General features: G+C 45.2%; 8 protein-coding genes. 2 read left to right on the forward strand and 6 right to left on the reverse strand.

From position 1 onward, the window contains the following. Positions 1–28: 28 nt before the first annotated feature. From L6I86_RS01430 to L6I86_RS01445, 4 genes are all read right to left on the reverse strand, one after another. Complete coding sequence (locus tag L6I86_RS01430) at positions 29–4,642, reverse strand: 3-keto-alpha-glucoside-1,2-lyase-like domain-containing protein (RefSeq protein ID WP_236284129.1); 4,614 nt, start codon at positions 4,640–4,642, stop codon at positions 29–31. A 213-nt stretch (positions 4,643–4,855) separates the two neighbouring features. Further along, a complete protein-coding gene (locus L6I86_RS01435) occupies positions 4,856–6,478 on the reverse strand; it encodes an extracellular solute-binding protein (protein ID WP_236284130.1) in 1,623 nt (540 codons plus the stop codon). Between the two features lie 28 nt (positions 6,479–6,506). After that, the gene (locus tag L6I86_RS01440) at positions 6,507–7,397 is read right to left on the reverse strand and encodes a carbohydrate ABC transporter permease (protein WP_056619464.1); all 891 of its coding nucleotides are present in this window, start codon (positions 7,395–7,397) and stop codon (positions 6,507–6,509) included. Between the two features lie 31 nt (positions 7,398–7,428). Continuing rightward, positions 7,429–8,391 carry an ABC transporter permease gene (locus tag L6I86_RS01445; protein WP_236284131.1) on the reverse strand — a complete coding sequence of 321 codons (963 nt, stop codon included), beginning with the start codon at positions 8,389–8,391 and terminating at the stop codon, positions 7,429–7,431. Between the two features lie 251 nt (positions 8,392–8,642). Here L6I86_RS01445 and L6I86_RS01450 point away from each other — a divergent pair, with 251 nt between their 5' ends. Continuing rightward, positions 8,643–10,346, forward strand: coding sequence for a sensor histidine kinase (locus tag L6I86_RS01450; RefSeq protein ID WP_236284132.1), 1,704 nt, complete (start codon positions 8,643–8,645; stop codon positions 10,344–10,346). Continuing rightward, on the forward strand, positions 10,324–11,886 hold the full coding sequence (locus tag L6I86_RS01455) for a helix-turn-helix domain-containing protein (protein ID WP_236284133.1): 1,563 nt from the start codon (positions 10,324–10,326) through the stop codon (positions 11,884–11,886). Before L6I86_RS01450 ends, L6I86_RS01455 begins: the two co-directional genes overlap by 23 nt. Positions 11,887–11,940: 54 nt before the next feature. Here L6I86_RS01455 and L6I86_RS01460 read toward each other — a convergent pair whose 3' ends face one another. After that, positions 11,941–14,280 carry an FAD-dependent oxidoreductase gene (locus tag L6I86_RS01460; RefSeq protein WP_236284134.1) on the reverse strand — a complete coding sequence of 780 codons (2,340 nt, stop codon included), beginning with the start codon at positions 14,278–14,280 and terminating at the stop codon, positions 11,941–11,943. 142 nt (positions 14,281–14,422) lie between these two features. After that, a complete protein-coding gene (locus L6I86_RS01465; protein WP_236284135.1) occupies positions 14,423–16,315 on the reverse strand; it encodes a golvesin C-terminal-like domain-containing protein in 1,893 nt (630 codons plus the stop codon). Between the last annotated feature and the right edge of the window lie 37 nt (positions 16,316–16,352).

Here is a 16,352-nt window from a genome sequence, read left to right on the forward strand (position 1 = left end):
AACTGCGTTACCGCCATTTTTGTATGAATTATGGAGCTAATCTCACCTCAACATCATCAAAATAAACTTTGAGCAAATGCGTGTACACACCGATCTTCCCTGCCGAGAATGTGCTGTCTGTAGCGGTAAGAATTGGGTTCCCATTCACATAAGCCTGCAGGGTATTTCCTATCGCAGTGAATCGCAGCGTATGGTAGGTGCCTGTGGTAAGCGGCGTGATCGCAGCTGAAATCGCTAAGTCAGTTTGAACGCCATTTTGCAACTTACTGATATAGACTTTCTTTGTAAAGGTGTCATAAGACATACTGTAATAGTTGTTATAGTCAATGAATCTCGCTACTAACCCCATTCTGCCGTTACCTGTCTCCATTTTCCCCTTAGCTTCTACGCTATAGTTGGTCCATGTTGATGTTCCTGCGACTGACTTCGTTCCTCCTTTATCTGCATTATCAGATAAGTAAGCTTTGGAGCCGTATACGTCTGATACTACGGAGTAATTCCCCCAGGAAGAAACGACCGACCACCCAAGCGCGTTACCTGACTCGAAATTATTGGTCAGAAGCGTGCTGTTCGTCGTTACGACGGTTTCACTGCTTGCTTCGGACTGATTGTTTGCCGCATCTAACGCCTTGACCGTGTAGTGATACGTCGTAGCCCGGTTCAACCCCGTATCTTTGTACGTATTCACCGCACCATTAACGGTACCTATTAATTGCTGGTCCCGATAAATAGCATAGCTAGTTACCCCTGTATCATCGGATGATTGTGACCATGACAACGCTACTTCTGTGGATGATAAAGCAGCGGCCGTCAGTCCTGTTGGTGAGGTTGGCGGCGTCAAGTCAGGATGCGGAACGAGATTCACCACAATGTCGTCAAAATAACCTTTTAACAGGTGCGTATATACACCGATCTTCCCAGCTGGAAAAGCATTATCCGTTGCTATGGCAAGCAGTTGCCCATTTACATAACCCTGCAAGGTATTTCCCGACATGGTGAATCTCAACGTATGGTACGTGCCAGCCGCAAGCGGTGTAATCGCAGCTGAAACGGCTAAGTCGGTAATATTACCGTTTTGCACCTTACTAAGGTAAACTTTCTGGGTGTAGCTTTCATAAGTCATACTATAGTAGTTGTTATAGTCAACGAATCTAGCTACAAGTCCAATTCTACCTTTCGTCTGGTCCATTTTAGCCTTGGCTTCTATACGATAGTCGGTCCATGATGATTGCCCTGCAACAGACTTCGTAGCCCCTTTGTCCGTATTGTCGGACAGATAGGCTTTCGTACTGCCGTCCGTTACCACGGCGAACGTTCCCCATGAAGATACGACAGACCACCCATTCGCGCTTCCAGTCTCAAAATTATCTTCTAGCAGCGAGCTTTTTGTCGTTGCGAGTACATTACTAGTTACATTAGAATGATTATTCGCTGGGTCAAATGCTTTCATTGTGTACGCGTAGGTAGTACCAAGACTTAAACCCGTATCAACATAACTCGTGCTCATCCCATTGACTGACGCAATTTCTTGCCCATCTCGATAAATGATATAACCAGCCACACGTTCATTATCTGTAGACGGGGTCCAAGAGAGTGATATTTCATATGAGGAGAGTGGAGTCGCCGTCACATTGGAAGGTATGGAAGGTGCTGTCAAATCTCGGTACGCAACGAGGAAGTTATCATAAGAAACTGGCCCCATAACCCGCTTTACGATTTCTAGTAATTTTGTTAAAAAAGAACCGTTTGAACTTGTGACCCCTTCATTCAAATATCCCTTAATCGCGCTTCCTAGCGTTGCTAACCATTGTTGACTAGCCGCACCAAATGGGAATCCTGCTGGCAGTACAAGATCCTTGGTTAGTATACCTGCGGATCCATTTGCAATCGTGCTATCCGTTGCTGTAACGACTAATTGACCATTGATATAGCCATTCAAGTGATTGCCCGCTACGTCAAACCTAAGTTTGTTCATGACATCTAGCGGCATTGCCAATCCAGAGGTTGATTGGAGAACGATTGTTTGATCATTGTTCTGTCTCTCGATGGATGCCTTGCCAAGAAGTGCATCATAGGTGAAGCTATAATACTTGCCTTGATTCACGTATCTCGCAAGGAGCCCTATCGTATCCTTAAAACTTGTGATGCGAACATCAGATTCGACGAAATAGTCTGTTCCGTAGGTTTGTGAAACAACGGATGTTGATTGTTTTGTCGTCCGGTACACATGGTTGCCATTGCTCTCCGTTTGAATCCCGAAGTTCCCTTTGACCGTCGTCCATTCCGCTGCACCTGACTCGAAATCCGTGGAATACAACGGATCGTATACGAGCTCAAAGGCTAATCCTTCATCCGTGTCCAAGGTAACAGACACTACCTGACCATTCACGGTCACAGGTATTTCCTGAAGACGCGCACCGTTCAGCGCAAGTTTATAAGCTTTAAATCCGCCAGCAGGTTTATTCGTTGTTAACGTGAACTTAGCCCTTTGCTGCTTCACTAAGGTTGGCAGTGTACCTTTGTAGTATTTGATTTCACCAGAAGGCAGCGAAACATACTGTTCCCCTGTAGCTGCTACATCCGTTGTATAGACAAGCAACATACGGTCGCTATCCTTCAGCGCATTCCCGTCCAAGGAGGATGCGAAAAAGGTACCCTTGTCGACATCGCCTGTCACTGTCGTTTGCCCCAGTGCGAACGTATGATTATTCATTGTTCCCGCTGCCGCGATGACTTTCGGCGTATTCACGAAGTAGGTGTCCAGATTGAGATCAAATGTAAGCTCACCGGTATCTGATAGCAGCTTATTCTGACTCAATGCAGCTAACATTTCAGCTTTCTTGTTCGCATCATCCAACGAATGAATGAACAATTCGGCCATCTGTCTATTCGACATCGAAGACGAAATTGGCAGTTTGTTGGCTTCTGGCAGATTGCCGCTAGCAATCTGTTCTGGTGTGTTGTCAGGCGTGATTTTGTACACAGTTAACGGTACATTCGGTTTATCCCCATACACAGACACGGTCTTGAACAGATGCGGAATGTACATCATGTTCGTCAGATACGCGTCGCCTTCTGAGGCTGCTGCCTTATCGCGCGACCACGTGCGATCCCATACGAACACGAATTTCGGACTTGCGGCTTGAATGGCCCCAGTTCGGAATAAAAGCGCCGCTTCTGCCTCCGACATAATAGCAAGCGGATCACCTACAATAGAGAACTCTTCAGGAGCACCTAACTTCATATTTTTATAAGCATCCCCTATATTGACGCCGAAGGAGTATCGGTTCATCATGTCCCAGCCTTGGTAAGCCCCAACTGCGCCATTGAAGATGCCGATGTCTTCACGCCCTTTGACGGGTTGCGTATCCTGAAACTCCGTAAGCACAAATGGTTTGGCATATGGCTGCCTTAATGATAGGGCTGGGTAGTAAGATCCAAAATTCGTATCCGTCGGCCAATCCTTCGGATAATTGGCAATTGTAGTGCTATTGAACGCCATGCTTAGACGAGGCTCCTTGAGCGGATTGTACTGATAGCCACTCCCATTACTGTCCGTAAATCTATTGTTTGAGAATTGGTAATAGGCATGTGTTTCATACACATCCGACGCTTGATCGCGCCAATAGTTCACATTCGGGCTATAAATGTAATTTAATCCGCCAATAGGCGCTTTAACGCCAAGATCCTCTTTCAAATAAGCTCTCATTGCATTTGAGACATGAATGGTTTTATTGGAATAATACGCACTAAGCTGATCCTTAACGTCCCCTGCTGCATCCCAATAATTGCCTGGGAAACTATAGATTTGTGGCTTGTCTATCGATTCCAGATACTGGTTGAAATCCTGCAGCATATAATCGCGCAAAGGCACCTTCATGCCGCTAAGACTCATATTTAGAAGCAAGGACTCATTCCACGGGCTAACACCGATTAGAACGGGATCATGCTTCAAAGGGAGACCCGTATAGGGGTTAACATGGGATAGCCACGTGTCAGCAATCGCTTTCCACATGTCGAGCGCTTGGGGGAGAAGGGGAAGCAAATAAGGTGATTTCGTCCCATCTGCGTATTCGCCAAGTCCCGGTATATTTTTGAAATCATACAGGTGGAAAATGTCAATTGTTACGTAAATCCCCTTAGACTTCAACTTTGCAATAAAATACTCTAATCGATCCAATCGATCCACATGAAGTTGTGGCGTTGTCGATCCATTTTGGATGAAAATGCCTTGTACCCAATCGGCCATTGCATCCTGTGCATGTATTCTAACGGCGTTATAACCTAAACGTGCCAAGCGATCCGCAGTTTGATCCGCATCATCATGTGAGCCGTAGAACATATTCCACGTTATATTGGCTCCGTACAACTTCACCTTTTTTTGCGGGGCTTGCTCAAACGTGTACTCGCCGTCAGCCCCCTGTTGGATGAAGCCATATTTACCTGCTGGTGCATCATTCAATCCTGATAAATCCACGGCACTGCCAGGAACCGTCATCGGCTCTGTATCCATAGGCTTCCATACATCAGCTGCCTGAGCTGTCGGTGCATAGCCTAAGATACCACCACTGCCAATAACAGAGAGTACCATGGTAAAAATAAGCAAAACGGTTAGACGTCTACGGATCGATTTGTACGTCATTATTTAGCTCCTTTAATAGAGATTACAGTCGATCCCTCCATGTTTCCAATGGCACAGTACTAGACTTAAGTCGTCTGTGCTTTATATTTGCGTTGTTTCCCCTATCCCCCCTCTCCATAAAAGTCCGCAAAAAGGCATATGCAAGCGTGTGAAGAAAGCTATCCACTCACGAACGTTGCATATGCCATTGTGCTAGCTTATACCATCAAAGCTTTATTTCTTGATATTCGTCGGCCAAACGAACTGTACACCTAAAGCTTTCTTGGCTTCTTGGAATTTTTTGTTTTGATAGTCCAGCAGCTTTTGAGAGCCAAGTTTTTCTTCTTGATCAATGCCATCTTTGTAGAGTTTCTCTACATCCTCTGGTGCTTTAGCCAGAATCATTTTTGCTCTTGTTTTGACACGAACTTCTTCACGTTTCGCATTGATGCCCGCTTCTTCTGTTCCGCCAAGCGGTGAAGTGGATTCAAAAGCAAGCATGTCGTACGTATATTTACTGAAATAAATATTCGATTTGGTTCTTTCCGTTTCTTGTACACCGTTCACTGGCAATGTGCGTTGAACAGGGACATAGTTAATCAGCCAATCTAACGTGCCATTTCCGTATTTCAATTTCGTTTTCGCTGCATCTTCGCTTCTAGCCTTAATAAACTCATCTGATAATTTAACCTTACCATTCGCATCATAATCCCACGTAATGCCTTTAGGACCATAAGTCACATTCAAACTCATTTCATCGGACGAGAGATAATGCATGAGCTTAATAATGCGATCCTGATTTTTGGCTTTACTGCTAACCATCGTCAGTGTCCAACCTGAGGCTTGAACTGGATCAATAACAGGCTGCTTGCCTTTATCACCGAGAACCGGTCCAACTGAAACGAAGATCGCCTTCGGATCCTTGGCATATAAGGCGTCCCATTTAATCGCCTTGTTTGTAAGCGCAAAGACTGCGCCATTATTCACTTTCTCGGTAAGCTGTGACTGATTCAACGTTTGACTATCTTCTGGCAACAAACCTTCCCGATATAAACGGTTGAGGAACTGATAGGCTTCCAATGTCTCCGGAGTTCTTTCACGATCAACAAGATTTCCTTGTGCATCTTCACGTGGAGCGCCGAAGAAACTGGAGATGACCCAGCTCTCGAAATACGCTGGCACGACGTCGAAGCCATTATATTTCGTCTTAGAATCCTTTACTTTACGCAGCGCTGCAACCAAGCCTTCCTTGGTATTGAAGTCCTCAGGTTTGATGCCAAGCTGATCCATAATATCTTTACGCGCATATAAGCCTTGATTGCTGTAGATGGTATCTCCTGGCTTAAACGTTTCTTTGGCCCAGAAATAGTTGGCATACCCATAGAAATGGCCATCTGGATTACGGAACCAATCCTGCATGGATTTCGCTACATTAAACGATGGATCATGTTTCTTAATCAACTCATCTAGCGGAGCAACCAAGCCGGATTTCTCAAGCACACCTCGCTGCGGTGCACCTTTATCCACGGTAATCATATCCGGGATATCTCCTGATGCGATAAGAGCACTTAATTTATCATCATTTCCTGATGTAAATTCAATGGAAACGCCCGTATCCTCTGTAATTTTCTTATCCAGTAAGTTATTAATTGGATCCCAGTTCTTTTTGTAGGATTCTTGATCGACGAACCAAGTTATCTTGATTGGAGATTTATCATCAGGTTTTGCTGACGCTGCAGCCCCTTCGGATGCCTTAGGCGAAGCAGCCACTTCAGCTCCCTTATCTGCAGAACACCCTACAAGCAAAGTTCCAACTAGCGTTGTGATAAGCCCTATACTAACTAAACTTTTTTTCATTTGCTTTGCCCCCTTTGATATGCGTGAACTAACCTTTCACAGAACCAATAAGCACACCTTTAACAAAATATTTCTGTAAGAATGGATAAATGGCGACGATTGGCGCTGTTGTTGCAACCATCATGGCTAGCTTCAACGTAGCCGAACTAACATGCTTCGCTTCTTCTGGCATAAAGCTCATGGCTTGCTGACTAAATGATTCCCCGTACGAAGCATCTGTCACCATCCGCATGAGTACAAGTTGAACAGGCTCTAAGGATGATTTCGTCGTAAACATCAACGCATCCATATAAGAGTTCCAATGATATACCCCATTAAACAAAGCAATAGCGGCTAAGACAGGCTTCGTCAACGGCAGCACCAACTGCAGCAAAATTCGGTATTCACCGGCCCCATCCATCTTAGCCGACTCGATAATTTGTTCAGGGATCGTTCGAAAGAAGGACATGATAATAATCATATCCCAAACACTGAACAAGGTGGGAATAATATAAACCATAAAATTGTTTAACAGGCCAATTTCTTTATACAGCAAGTAAGTCGGAATAAGTCCACCATAGAAGAACATGGTCGTGAGCATAATCACGAGATATATGTTGCGTCCACTAAGTCCTTTACGAGACATACCGTAGGCAACGAGAGCTGTAAAAGCGATATGCGTGGACATACCGAGCAGCGTTCTGCTAATCGTAATGAAAAATGCATGATAAATGGTCGTATCTGAGAATACAGCTTTATAATTCGCAAGCGTAAACTCCCGAGGCCATAAGTACACGCTTCCTCGCAAGTAATCCAACCCGTCGTTAAAAGAACCAACCAAAGCAAACCAGAACGGAGCCAGCGTTACGAATACAACTGCAGACATAAAAATGATATTACCGATGTCAAACCATTTGTCCCTTCTAGAACGGATATTCATTATGTGTTCCTCCTTACACGCAGGCATCCTCTTAGAACAAGCTATTGTCTGTCACTTTACGAGATACATAATTAGCAGCAAATAACAGAATCAGGGCAACCACTGATTTTGCTAAGCCTACCGCAGTCGAATAGGAATACCTCATTTGCCTCAGGCCTACCTTATAGACATACGTATCGATGGTTTCACTTACATCCAGATTTAGCGGATTCTGCATGACCATAATCTGCTCGAAGCCCGTGTTCAAGATAGAGCTTATCGCAAAAATGAGCATAATCACGACTGTCCCCATAATGGCTGGCAGCGTCACATACCACATCCGCTGAAATCTGCTTGCACCGTCAATCTTGGCTGCATCATACATTTCTTGGTCCACACCGGCTATCGCTGCGATATAAATAATCGCTCCCCAGCCAATCCCTTTCAATATTTCAGCGCTAACCATAATCATCCAGAACAGATGCGGTTTCGCAATGAAATTAATCGGTTCATCAATAATATGCAAACTCGTAAGTAAGAGATTGAGAATCCCATTCGAAGGCGATAGCACTGTCAGCACTAACCCTCCAAAAATAACCCACGAAACAAAATGAGGGAGATAAGAAATCGTTTGTACAAAACTTTTGAATCGTTTCTTATTCAGCTCATTAAGAAAGAGTGCAAACACGATGGGTGCAGGAAACCCAAGAACCAACCCCATAAGATTCATCGCTAGCGTGTTACGCAGTACATTCAAGAAATTCGGATCATTCAGAAATTCCTGGAAATGTGTAAACCCAATCCACGGTGAATTCATCACACCCAAGAAAAGATCGTACTCCTTAAATGCAATTAGAATGCCATACATCGGAATGTACGAGAACACAAGCAGAAACAAAATCCCCGGCCATACCATGCTTTGCAGCGCGAACTGACTCTTGAAACGCAGCCATCTGCCCGTCACTGATAATCGTGGCGACCGAACACGTTGTTTTGCATTTACGGCTCCATCCACTTGACTTACCTCCCCGATTTACTGCCCCTAGTCGTGATAACGAGATGACAGCGTTCTCTATAATGCTAATTCTACTTCTGCTATAGCAAAGCAACTTCGGAAGCATATTCTCACTATACATTTTGAAAGCGCTTATAAAAATATCACCATTTTAGTTTTGATACCTTCATTTGGGCTCTGCCTAGTTAACGAAAGGTATAGCATGCCTTTTGTCGAATACCTCCCTACAAACATCTTTGGAGAAAGAAGGAGTGACGTTGCAACGTGCCTTTAATGCCATGAGTATCAAAAGTAAAGTGACGCTAGCCTTTATTTTTTTCATACTAATCCCCTTCAGTGTGCTTGGACTCTACACGTACAATCAATCACAGCGCTACATGCAAGATCAACTGCTTGCCAATTCACAGACAACCGTTAAACAGATTAAGTATACAATCGAGAATAAAATTGATCTTATTGAAAGCGTTAGCAATAACATTACGTTTAACTACCGCTTGCAACAATTTCTCGGAGAACCGTATTCGTCCGACTCCAATTCTTTAGATACGTATTTCAATTTCGCTGCTCCACTTGTTAACTATGCGATGTTATTCCAGAAAATCAACATCCAGAAAATTTCTATCTATACAAACAATGTTTCGATTCCAGAAGGTTTTGGTTCCTTTTTCTCCGACCAGAAAATTAAAAAAGAGGCATGGTACGATGCCTTTATGTCTTCGGATCAGAAATCTCTCTGGGTGCTGGATACGAAACAGGAAGACGGAAGTGATATTTTCCGCTTTATCCAGAAAATGATCTCTATTGAAGGCTATTATCTAGGAATTACGATGGTTGACGTGCGCTCAGTTGATCTACTTGAACCCGCAGAGGGCCCCAATGTTGTCAATCAGCCTGTCTATATATTGGATGAAAATCAAGGCTACGCCAAGGAATCCGGCTTTTTATACGTCGCTGACTCGTTAAAAGAAGTCCAGCAAGTCATTGTTATGGCGATTCCGCTCCCACCTCTGCTCGGTTCCTTGCAGGTTGTGGCTAACCTAGCTTTTATTCTTACCCTCATTGTTCTATTGTTCGCTTTCTACTTCGTCCTCAAGATGACGCTGAGTAAAATGAAAACGAGCATTAAACAGATGGATCTCGCCATTGAGACAGGGTTTCAGCCCATTCCTATTGTACGGAAGGACGAGTTCGGTGTCATCACCGAGAAATTCAACATTTTGCTGAATAAAATTACCCTGCTGTTAGCCGATATGATCAAAAAAGAGACCATGCACAAGGATGCACAGCTCATCGCACTGCAATCGCAGATTAATCCGCATTTTATCTATAATACGCTCGATATTTTTAGTGCCAAAATGGAAATCGCCGGCCAGTATGATGTGTCCGATGCCATGGCCGACTTTGGTAAAATGATGCGCTATAATATGGACGGTCACGCTAAATTCGCAACGCTCCAAGATGAACTTCGTTATCTCGGGCAGTATATGACGCTTCAGAAGGTGAAATACGGAGACAGTATTCATTTCCGCGTTCATGTACCTAATGAGCTGCTTTCTATTCAGGTCTTAAAGTTTATCCTACAACCGATTGTCGAGAATAGCGTGAAGCATGGCTTCGCTAAGCAGGACACACTCGATATTGATATTTATGCCAGCCAAGAAAGTGATTTATCTATCCGTTTATGTGTTAAAGATAATGGCATTGGCATCGAAGCAGCTCGATTAGAAGAAATCAACGAACAATTCCGTACTTCCGTCTATATGGCCAAAGGTGAGAAAGACCGAGAAAGCATCGGTTTAGGCAACATTAATGAACGATTGAAATTATTCTACGGTGAAAGTTATCCCTTACAAATCAACAGTATCCAAGGCCAATTCGCAGAAACGATACTAACCCTTCCTTATGATGCAAGAAGAAGCGAGGAGAATGACGATGTATACCGTATTAATTATTGATGACGAAGAATTAATTGGAAGCGGTGTGAAAGCCAAATTGGAAAGGGCCAATGTCGCTGGTATACGGGATATTTATGTCGCGAACGGTGGTCTACAGGGACTTACTATGGCTAAAACCTTACAACCCAACATCATTATCACGGACATTCGTATGCCCGAGCTAGATGGCATTCAATTGATTAGAGAGCTAACCCCGCTCCTAACACGCACCAAATTCATTATGTTAAGCGGCTATGGTGATTATCCCTATGTCCGTGAAGCCTTTAAATACGGCGCACAAGACTACTTATTGAAGCCAGCAGCCTCTGATGAGCTCGGCAGGCAAGTACAGTCCGCCATTGTGAGTATTGAGAAAGATACCCTTAACGACAAGCTCGTCGAAAGAAACCAAACGGATGCACGGGCGCTGCTTACTGCTCGATTACCCTTAGTAATCCACGGGTCGAACGTTACTGTGAGCAGTAAAGATTCCGAGTCACAGCAATCACTCGAAGCTTACTTTTTTCATCCGAGGTTCGCCGTTTCCATGCTATCCTTTGATGATATTACCTTTAGCGAAGAACATTTGGATAGGGCAAGTGAATGTTTGGAACGATGTGTTCAGGACGAACATTTAGCCACACATCTACGCTTCCTACCGTTTCATGACGTGCAAGGCTGTGTGTCCCTTGTGTTTAATTATGCTGCATCTGTTTCCTTTGAATCCATTCAAGGTATACTTGGCAATGCCGTTAACCTGCTTAGGAAAGGCAATCTGCGAACGCCTACGGCCTCGATTAGTCAATCTGGGCAAGGCTTGGATGATTTATCACGACTTTACAAACAAGCGCATCACGCGATGTCGGAGCGGATTTTGCGAGAACCAAGCGAGGTTTTCGAGACACTTGAACCAATGGATAGGTCGGATGCTTGGCTGCCTGTCAAAAAGGAAATGGAGGAGTTCAAACAAGCTGCCGAAACCCTGCATGTGGAACGTATCGGCCTCTGGGTTGACCGCCATCTAAGTGATTCTTTACGTACCCAGATGTCTTTGGAGCAGCTCAAGTCCATTTATGACCTGGTGCTTTCTGAAATCCATCGGCATGTCCATGAGCGCTTTCTTTTTGAAGAGACCGAACGCGCAACAGCTTTCGACACCTTTCACACGTTAGGAGAGCTCCGGCATTATTTAAAAAGCTACGCCACAGATACGAAACAGCTGATCTCGGAGCAGGCTAATTTGGGCGAAACCGTTATTACTGTAGCGGAGTCCATCGTACGTGAGCATTACAGCCGCGATCTGCAGCTAGCCGAAGTGGCTAATCGGGTATCGATGAATTACTCGTACTTCAGCAAGCTTTTTAAGGAACGAACCGGCTTAACTTTCACTGCCTATTTAACCAAAGTCCGCATGGAAGAAGCCCAGAAGCTGCTCAAAAACCCCACCTTACGGATCAATGAGATCTCAGAAAAGGTAGGGTATGGCAATCTCTATCACTTCTCGCGTGCTTTCAAAAACTATTTCGGCGTTTCCCCGAAGGAACATCGGAAAACGATGTAAAAGAAACAGCCCCAGTTCCCTGCATAAGGGCACTGGGGCTGTTTTACTAATGATTTAATAACAACGCACTTCATAAATGGCGGCAGATGGATCTCCATTGGTGGCATCGATGACGACACGCAGTCTTTGCGTTTGGACAGGTTGAGCTAGCGTATAACGGCAATGGCGCTGATAATTCTCCTTCACTTGGAGGAGTTCCTGCCACCCACCGTCCATATACGCTTCGATCCGATAATCCTTCGGACATTGCGGGTCACGATAAAACGGCGCATAACCATGATATTCCCATAGAAGACTACCCGGGAATGTGAGCTCAATCTGTCGAATGGATTGTTGATGATCCCATTTCAATTCCAGCCATTGCGGAAGCTCCTCTCTCGCATCCGAACGCCACAGGTTCGTAAAGCGATAAGGCCGCGTTACGCCGCTAAGCACATGCTCAGGGCTGTACGCATGCTGAGGAGGATCCACGCGGAAGCTGCGCGTCGGACCATTCCAATCCCGGCGCATCTTGCCCTCACCCATTTCATACGCACATGTTTGTCCTGGCACAATCCCATCCCCGCAATGCCACGCAATGTGGGGATTTGCTAGTAAATCCAACCGTACATAGGTCCCTGACTTCAAGCCATCCGCCTCGCTCAACTGCACATCCCAATCGATCCATTGATAGGTCCCCGGCTTGATTTGCAGTTCCGTTGTGGCCAGCGCTGGGTTTGCTTCGCAGCGGTAATCCCAGATATGATCCACCGGAATGAGTTTCGCTTCCACGATTTGAGGGGTGTCGCTCGTATTCGTCACACAGACGGATACTCGGTTCAACACTCCCTCCGAAATGGCAATCCATTGTCCTTTACGCTGACGGAGTAGCTCTTCTTGATGACCCAACTTGCCAGATGCTTGTAGCTCCGCCTTCACTTCCGAACCTCTGCACACAGCTTGGCTGCTAGCCGTAACGCGCGCCTTAAGTGCCAGATCCAGCTCATCCTCGTTCGTCGTGTTTAGGAGGAAACAGCCGTCACGCAGCAGCGTTTGCTTCACTTCTTGTATAGCCTGCCCTGGTACGTCCGCGAGTGCTAATCCATGCCTCAATGCAATTGCAGCCGACGTCCCCACGGCCTGCCCTACCAACGCGGTTGTTGCCATTACACGCACCGTACCTAATGCGGCATGCGTCACAGAGATATTCCGACCAGCCATCATCAAATTATCGACATCCTTGGCAATCGTTGACCGCAATGGAATACCATAAGGGCCACAATAGCTTTTCACCATATAGGAGGAGGTTTCATCATAGCCTTCTGAGCTGGCATGCTCACTGGTAGGCGCAAGAAGTCCCCCCGGTGTATGCAGATCAAGAAACCAACCGCCGTACGCAATTTCATCCTCAAATACCGTTCTATTCAGCGGGTCATGTTCCGTCATCAGATATTGACCCATAATTCTGCGGCTTTCTCGTTTGCCTGGCACTTGACCGATCCAATCAATGGCATGATTAGCTGCCAGCTCTTTCGTGAGTGGATCCTTATTCTTAATCCAATCCCAGATGCCTAACACATACCGTGTCAGCTCATGACGAATATCTTCACTTTCATAGATGGTGTGCCAAGGCATGCCGATCTCGATCCACCAATAACCACCGCGCATATCATTCGGGTTTCGACCCTGTTTATAGAAAAAGTCGGGATTATCGAGCTTCGCAGCCCAATCAGGTGCCGTGAACGGAGCCGGGGATCCAAGGTCTTTCGTTTTAAAAAGTAGCGAGCTCCCCATCACATCACCGCTAGCCTGCAGTGGTGCATGCGGTTCGGCGTATTCCTCGCGTCCTTCGGAGCCCATGCGCCATTCACAACCTGCTCGGTCGGCAACAATGCCGTCGCCTGTGCAATCAACGAATACATCCGCAAGGAGCTCGATCTCCATCTCAGCGTTCGCTACATAACCTACGACCGACGCAATCTTGCGCTCACCCGCCATCCGAACATCCAGAATGGACGTATTCAGATAAAAGGTCAAATTCTCTGTTCGCTGCGCCATATCATACATCGTCATATCCCATACGCTATTGGTCCAGCCATTCTCAAAGATGGGCTCATGATTTCGTGCGCGTTCCTCAATCAATAACTCCGATATGATTCCGGTTTCCTTCGCGTAAACATGAAAGGCAGCCGCGCCATGAGGCGTTACTCTGACCTCGGACGAACTGTTTCCTCCGAAGACAGGGCGATCCTGTACCAAACATGTTTTGGCCCCATGTCTAGCCGAAGCTACAGCCGCACAGAAACCCGCCAGTCCACCCCCGCAAACGACAACATCGTACTTCTCCGTTTTTTGCCCATTTCTTCTCATTGAATGACTGCCCTCCGTACGCGAATTCGTGAAGTTATTAACCATTTCTCTTAGTCTCCCTTTATGCAGCCACACCTACTACTCCATAGATGACAGCGTTTTCTTAACCTCCTTTACACTTTATCCTGAATAAGAACGCAATAAAATATCACCGTTTTTGATTTGATGCCTTCATTTTGGCATCACATTATCTAGGCACAAATTTGACAGCATCCGCAATAACAAATCCAGCTGTCCCCGTATTGCTGATGACCACATTTCCTGATGTCCCGGCATTAAATGCGTATCGCCCTATGAAGTTCCATATCCCACCATTGGCCTGCTGATTGACTATTATACTGTCTGGTCCACCAGCATGATTTATAGTGACGGGTACATTATTTGCTCGATTCGTATCCGCATTCCACCACATGTAGACATCATAAGAGCCTGCAGATGCGATATAAGGTGCATACTTAACGCTCTTGGATCCCTTCGCTGTATCCCCGTCATGCAGATAGTCCGCACCCACTCTTTGGCTGCTGTAGGTACTGACCGTCCAAGTCCCCGTCTGAGTTATTCCTGTTGGATGACTGTTATCCATAAGGATTATAGGTTCGTAGGCGCCAATGCTTGGCGGATTACTCCTAACGTTCCTGAAGTAATCCGCTGCTACATCGGTTAAATTATTCTTACCTTTAGCAATACACGGAGAAGTGCCCTGCAGTTTGAAATAGTCGGGTCCAAATGTGCCGCCTACAAGCAATGGATTGCCAATGACATCATTCACATTCGAAGCAACACCAGTAACAGCACTGGACCAGCAATTATTCGAAAAAATTAATCCTGCACTCTGATCAACGTTTTGTAAAGAAACCGTATTCGACTTGAATATATTGTTTTCTATCCTTGTGTTTACATGGCTTGCACCGCCGGTAATGGATATATTCGTACTTGTTGAATCAATAAAAGTGTTACCTGCAATCATGTCATTATCCAAGCGAGTTCCTGTTGCTAATCCCGTGTTCCAATACGCAAAATTCTTGCTATTCCCTTTTAGAAAATTATTTATAATCTTCCTATTGTATCCCGCTGTAAAACTTTGAAAAGGCTCATCCGCTATGGCAATCCCCATACTTGGACTTCCCCCTCTAAAATAAATGGCATTTCCCGTGTTGTATATAAAATTTCGCTGTATGATTACGTCGTGAGCCTTGTCTACATACACTTCCAAAGCATAATTATCATAAATAACGTTATCCTCCAACACCACATCATGCGTGTTATACCATAAGCCAACCCCTTCACCCCAGTTGTGGTAAATGGTGCTGTTCTTAATTGTTCCATAGGCACTGCCTCTGATCATGACAATTAAAGGCCAGTTCATTTCACTTGATAATCTGCTAAAACGTCCAAAATTGGCATTCTCCCACACCCTATTGCCGTCCAAAGTAAAATAATCCACATTCTCTAACTGCACGGCCTCACCACGGTTCTCATGAATATTCGAATTTCGAATGATGATATCATGATATCTGGTTGCCCCCGAGTTACCGGCATAAATTCCAGCACCGTAGGATTGTGTCAATTCAAGACCGTCAATGGTAATATAATTGGCCGTAATACTCATCAGCGGATTCCAGGAAAGCGTGAATTGCTGTCCATTCGTATAGGTCACTCCGTCATTGGTAACGGTAGGTCCCGTATACGTAACAGTTTGAAGACTGAGATTGTGATTCGGGTACGTATTCTGACCAGAAATGACTGGCGTCTCCCCTGAATATGCCTTAATCGTAATTGGGTTACCACTGGTTCCTGAAGTAGTAATACTGATCGTTGATGTAATATTGTACGTTCCGCCTCTCACAATAACCGTGGAACCAGGGCCGGCAACCCCTGCCATATTTACAGCTTGTTGGATCGTAGCAACGGGTTGGCTCAGCGTACCAGGATTACTGTTGTTTCCTGTGTTAGACACATAGTAGGTTGTTGCAGCAGCGCTGACTTCTGTCTGAAGGCAGATTCCCAAGGCAACCAGTATAAGGGACATCACCAAAATCACGATTAACAAGGATCCTTTTCCCATGCTTCTTGTTAACATCATCTAATCTCCTTTTTTGGTCGAAGTAAATTTGAGC

Origin of the sequence: Paenibacillus allorhizoplanae (assembly GCF_927798215.1) — a bacterium.
Taxonomy (GTDB): Bacteria; Bacillota; Bacilli; order Paenibacillales; family NBRC-103111; genus Paenibacillus_E; species Paenibacillus_E allorhizoplanae.

Coding starts and splice junctions, on each gene's coding strand:
- L6I86_RS01435 (WP_236284130.1), bottom strand. CDS start 6,478: ATGAAAAAAAGTTTAGTTAGTATAGGGCTTATCACAACGCTAGTTGGA.
- L6I86_RS01440 (WP_056619464.1), bottom strand. CDS start 7,397: ATGAATATCCGTTCTAGAAGGGACAAATGGTTTGACATCGGTAATATC.
- L6I86_RS01430 (WP_236284129.1), bottom strand. CDS start 4,642: ATGACGTACAAATCGATCCGTAGACGTCTAACCGTTTTGCTTATTTTT.
- L6I86_RS01465 (WP_236284135.1), bottom strand. CDS start 16,315: ATGTTAACAAGAAGCATGGGAAAAGGATCCTTGTTAATCGTGATTTTG.
- L6I86_RS01455 (WP_236284133.1), top strand. CDS start 10,324: ATGTATACCGTATTAATTATTGATGACGAAGAATTAATTGGAAGCGGT.
- L6I86_RS01460 (WP_236284134.1), bottom strand. CDS start 14,280: ATGGTTAATAACTTCACGAATTCGCGTACGGAGGGCAGTCATTCAATG.